General features: G+C 60.5%; 3 protein-coding genes and 1 pseudogene. 2 read left to right on the top strand and 2 right to left on the bottom strand.

The features are described 5' to 3' along the window. A pseudogene (locus F1542_RS02830) lies at nt 1-102 on the bottom strand (class I fructose-bisphosphate aldolase); the annotation flags it as partial. A 535-nt stretch (nt 103-637) separates the two neighbouring features. Between F1542_RS02830 and F1542_RS02825 the strand changes: the two are divergent. Then, nucleotides 638-1,885, top strand: a complete 1,248-nt coding sequence (locus F1542_RS02825) for an esterase family protein (RefSeq protein WP_227672423.1) — start codon at nt 638-640, stop codon at nt 1,883-1,885. A 244-nt stretch (nt 1,886-2,129) separates the two neighbouring features. Here F1542_RS02825 and F1542_RS02820 read toward each other — a convergent pair whose 3' ends face one another. Next, on the bottom strand, nt 2,130-3,182 hold the full coding sequence (locus tag F1542_RS02820; RefSeq protein WP_193731710.1) for an NADP-dependent oxidoreductase: 1,053 nt from the start codon (nt 3,180-3,182) through the stop codon (nt 2,130-2,132). Nucleotides 3,183-3,542: 360 nt separating this feature from the next. On the opposite strand from F1542_RS02820, the gene F1542_RS02815 reads away from it, so the two are divergent. Continuing rightward, entirely contained in the window at nt 3,543-4,520 is a 978-nt protein-coding gene (locus F1542_RS02815) for a ribonucleotide-diphosphate reductase subunit beta (protein ID WP_193731709.1), read from the top strand. The last annotated feature ends 412 nt before the right edge of the window (nt 4,521-4,932 follow it).

The raw sequence follows: 4,932 nt of genomic DNA, 5'->3' as shown, positions 1-4,932 counted from the left end.
GTAATGCCGCAGCGCACCCGGTGTTGATCCCCCGCTCTGGTCCAGGGCCGCGATGAAACCCGCGTTCTCCGACATGTTCTTACGCATCTGGTCAACTGGCATGGTTATTTATCCTATGTTCAGTATTTATATACCACCGAGGCGATGATCGGACATCAGGCAGAATGTCCCGGGTATGCATTGATTAATAAGTTAAAATGCAGGGGAATGGACGTAAATACAAAAATCATTCAACCGGTCGCTGTCCACGCTGACATCCCCGCATGCACCAGGCAACCGGGACATGACTGGCCTGCGCGCCAACAGTATTCTCCTGCATCGTATAAAAAAACATCATCCCTGATATGGGAGCACCCGTCACACGCTGCAATGACATACATCAGGCCGTGCGGCGGATGGCGTCGGTCATCATGCTGCAGACAGGGGAATACGGCCGGTACCGGGCCTCTGTTTCCCGCCTGCCACGACCCCGGAATACCGCACGCACAACCCTGAAACCGGGGGTGGATATGGATCATGACCCGTGTTTGACTGGGGCATGGACGATTTTCAGCACGAAACGGGATACGGACGGTTGGCAACAGGCTTCAGGGCACGGTTTTCCATTTCCCTTCTGGCTTGCACGGCCTGCCTTGTCATGAAGCAGTCGCCTGCCATGGCCGGCTGCCAGTCGGTGCATGTGCCCACCCCACCTGCCGCCAATACCACGCACCCGCAGGCCCCGTTCTTTATCGACCTGTCCGGACTTGCGCCTGATGGCCACATACCCCGGCGCGACCCGCATGATGCCCATTACCCCGCGGCGCGCGACCTGCCGGATGGTGCCGTTCCGCCACTGGCGGCCAATGGCAATTTCGTGCTGGGGCCAACCCATATGGCCGCTGCGGAATTCGCTGCAGCCCGCACCGCGCCGCATGGGCGCGTGGTCTCCTTCACCATGAATTCCGGCCAGAGCGTCCTGTTCAATTCCGGCATTGTGCGCGATGACCCGGATGGCTGCCCCAACGGCGCGATCTATACGGCCCGTTCCGCCGCCGGCGACCCGTCCGATCTGCGCCTGACCAGCAGCCATTCCGGCCCGTGGATACGGCAGGTGGATGTCTATGTGCCCGCGCAGTACAAACCCGGCACCAAGGCGCCATTCCTTGTTTTTGGCGATGGCGGGGCAGATGGTTTCTATCCCGGCCGGGACCTGTTCGCGGCACTGGACGCGCTGATCAACAGCCATCGGCTGCCGCCCATCATCGCCATTGGCATCGGCGCGGGCGGGCAGGATGCGCAGGGCAGCGAACGCGGGCTGGAATATGACACGGTATCGGGCACCTATGCCGAATGGGTTGAACGCGAGGTGCTGCCCCTGGCCCAGCGGCAGGCAGGTGTCAGCCTGACCCATGATCCCGATGGCAGGGCCACGATGGGGGTCAGTTCCAGCGGGGGTGCGGCCTTTGGCATGGCGTGGTTCCATCCCGACCTGTACCGCCGCGTGCTGGCCTATTCCCCAACGCTGACCAACCAGCAATGGCCGCATGATCCGGCCATGCCGGGCGGGGCATGGCAGTATCATTCCCCCTGGGCGGGCAATCCTGCCGCCACGGGCAGCCTGCCGGGGGCGGCGCTGGTGCCCAATGCCGCGCGCAAGCCGGTCCGGTTCTGGTTTGCCGCGGGCGACCGGGACCTGTTCTATCCCGCACCCGCCATGCCCGATGGCATGCATGACTGGGTGCTGGCCAGTGAAAACATGTCGCGTGTCCTGGCAACAAAAAGATATGACTACCAGTTTGTCCTGTCCCGCAACGCGGGGCATGTGGATGGTCCGACAATCGCGCAGACCCTGCCCGAAGCCCTGTTGTGGCTATGGCAGGGCTATACCCCGCAGCGGGACTGATCTGGATACTTGCCGGCGGGCGGACCCGTTCCGTGCCATGTGGGCTCAAGGACAGTGTGAAAAATCATCCGGGAAGCATTCCTGCGATCGGACGTTTTCTGGTGAAGCTTTTTTCAGAAAGTTTCAGGGAACACCGCCTTCCTGAAAAAAGACGGCACCCAAAAACCTTTATTTTTTCAAACGGCCCTGTGTCGTCGCCACCGGAAATGCCAGGCCCTGCATTATGCCCATTTCGGCTTATGGCTTATGAACTGACTTTCACCAGCAGTTTGCCCCTGTTTTTCCCTTCCAGCATGCCGATGAAGGCTTCCGGGGCATTTTCCAGACCGTCCACGATATCTTCAAAGACACGGATGTTCCCGCTTTCGACAAGTGGCTGCATGTCGTGCAGGAATTCGGTATAAAATTCGCCATAGTGGTCCATAATGATAAATCCCTGCACCCGCAGGCGACGGATCAGGATCTGCGCCATGAAGGCAGGTAGCCGATCAGGCCCGGGGCCAGTACTGGCACCACCATCATACACGCTGTCGTTATAGTGGGCGATCAAGCCACAGACCGGGATACGCGCGAAAGTGTTGAGCAGCGGCAGGACGGCATCAAACACCTTGCCGCCCACGCTTTCGAAATAGACATCTATGCCCCTGGGGCATGCCGCCGCCAGTTGGGCCGCGAAATCAGGGTCGCGATGGTCAAGGCAGGCGTCAAAACCCAGTTCCTCACGCACGCGACGGCATTTTTCCGGGCCACCCGCAACACCCACCACGGTTGCGCCATGCAGCCGGGCCAGTTGCCCGACCACGGCCCCGACAGGTCCGCTGGCCGCCGCCACCACCACGGTTTCGCCCGCTTTGGGCGCGCCGATTTTCAGCAGGCCATACCAGGCCGTAAAACCGGGCATGCCCAGAACGCCCAGCGCGCGTGACAGGTGGGACATGCCAGCGGGCAGGACCATAAGGTCGCTCCCGTCCGAAACGGCATAATCCTGCCACCCACCATAGGACAGGACGATATCGCCCGGCCTGTATCCTTCCACGCCAGACTGTTCAACCCGCGCCACGGTTCCGCCCACCATCACATCCCCCACGGCGACGGGCGGGGCATAGGATGGCGCGGCGCTCATACGGCCCCGCATATAGGGGTCCAGCGACAGCCACAGCGTCCTGAGCAGCACCTGCCCCGTGCCCACCGGGGGAACCGGCACCCGTTCCAGACGGAAATTGGCCGGGGTCGGCGCGCCCGACGGGCGGGATGCCAGCACGATCCGGCGGTTCTGCGGCGTATCAGGACTGTTCATGAAATGGCTCCATGGTCTGGCCGACCTCCTGATGCCGGGTAAGCGGAATCCGGTCGGCAATGACGGTTAACGCACTGTTCTGATTATTGTTCTCATACCATGTCATGTCGGGGTTCACGGTTTCAATGCCAGGCGCAGGTACCTGTTCTGCGGGAAAAAAGCTTATCTATCGTCATTATGTTCGATAATTACATAACCGGAAAACCTGAAAACCGTCTGCCCTCCGTCAGAAAATCCGGCCGTAGAATCAAGCAATTTCAGGCGCGTTTCCCCCTTCCCCGCTCCCGGTTCCGACAACATCACGCAGCATCTGCAAAAGCCGATATAGCGGTGACGATTTTTGGGTTATAGGGGGCAATCATGAGCACAGACACACCCAACCTCCTCTCCCCCAGCCCGGTCTACAAGCCCTTCCGCTATCCATGGGCGTTCGAGGCATGGAAAACCCAGCAGTCCCTGCACTGGCTGCCCGAGGAAATCCCCCTGGGCGATGACGTGAAGGACTGGAACAACAACCTGTCCGAGACGGAAAAATATCTGGTTACGCAGATTTTCCGCCTGTTCACCCAGCAGGATACCGAGGTCGAGAACGCCTATATCGACCTGTACATGCCCCGCTTCAAACCGACCGAAGTGCGCATGATGCTGTCGGCGTTCACGAACATGGAATCCATCCACCAGGCCGCATACAGTCACCTGCTGGACACCATCGGCATGCCGGAAACCGAATATGCCGCCTTCCTTGAATACGAGGAAATGGCTGCAAAGCATGAGTTCCTGCAGCGGTTCAACATGGATGACCACTACAATACCGCGCTGTCCATGGCCGTGTTCGCGGGCTTTACCGAAGGGCTGCAGCTTTTCGCGTCCTTCGCCATGCTGCTCAACTTCCCCCGCCACAACCTGATGAAGGGCATGGGGCAGGTCGTGACGTGGTCCGTGCGTGACGAGAGCCTGCACGTTGAATCCATCACGCGCCTGTTCAAGACATACATGCAGGAGTTCGGACACCAGATCGACAAGCCCGCCGTGGCGGATGCGATCCATCTGGCCTGCCGCGAGATCGTGACCAACGAGGACCGCTTCATCGACCTCGCCTTCCGCATGGGGCCGGTCAAGGGCCTGACAGCGGCCGAGGTCAAGCAGTATATCCGCTTCATCGCCAACCGTCGCCTGATCGGGCTGGAACTGGAACCGATCTATGACGTGCCCAGCAATCCCCTGCCGTGGATTGACGAGATGATGAACGCGGTCGAACACGCCAACTTCTTCGAAAACCGGGCAACCGAATACAGCCGGGGCGCCACGCTGGGGACTTGGGACGAGGCATTCGCCTGAGGCATCCGGGGCCACTGGCCTGCGGGGCGGGAACGACATGACCGGCACATGTTCCCGCCCGTTCCTGCCCTTTCCCGCCATGGCAGGAAAAGGTGCCTGATATGCGGATCGTGGTCCCATGGACCAGCGACCCCGACATATCGGCGCACAGTGCCATCCGGCCTGCCGCGATATGCCTGTTCAGGATGGCCGTCTGTGGGAATTCATGGCTGGCATCGCCCGATGCGTCATTGCATGCGGTCTGTATTTATACATACAACGCGTGATGGCGCATGCTGATAACGGAAGCCCCATGAAACCCACCATGATCCCGCTGGCCACGCTGCTGGCCGCCCTCACCCTTGTCATGTCACTGACCGCCTGCGCGGACCGGGACCCGCGCATGGATCGCAATGCGCGTGCCGCCTATGAC

The sequence above is a fragment of the Komagataeibacter sp. FXV3 genome (assembly GCF_015155755.1).
In the GTDB taxonomy this organism is placed as follows: Bacteria; Pseudomonadota; Alphaproteobacteria; order Acetobacterales; family Acetobacteraceae; genus Komagataeibacter.
This window is presented reverse-complemented; position numbering and strand designations above follow the sequence as displayed.

Coding starts and splice junctions, on each gene's coding strand:
- F1542_RS02825 (WP_227672423.1), top strand. CDS start 638: ATGAAGCAGTCGCCTGCCATGGCCGGCTGCCAGTCGGTGCATGTGCCC.
- F1542_RS02820 (WP_193731710.1), bottom strand. CDS start 3,182: ATGAACAGTCCTGATACGCCGCAGAACCGCCGGATCGTGCTGGCATCC.
- F1542_RS02815 (WP_193731709.1), top strand. CDS start 3,543: ATGAGCACAGACACACCCAACCTCCTCTCCCCCAGCCCGGTCTACAAG.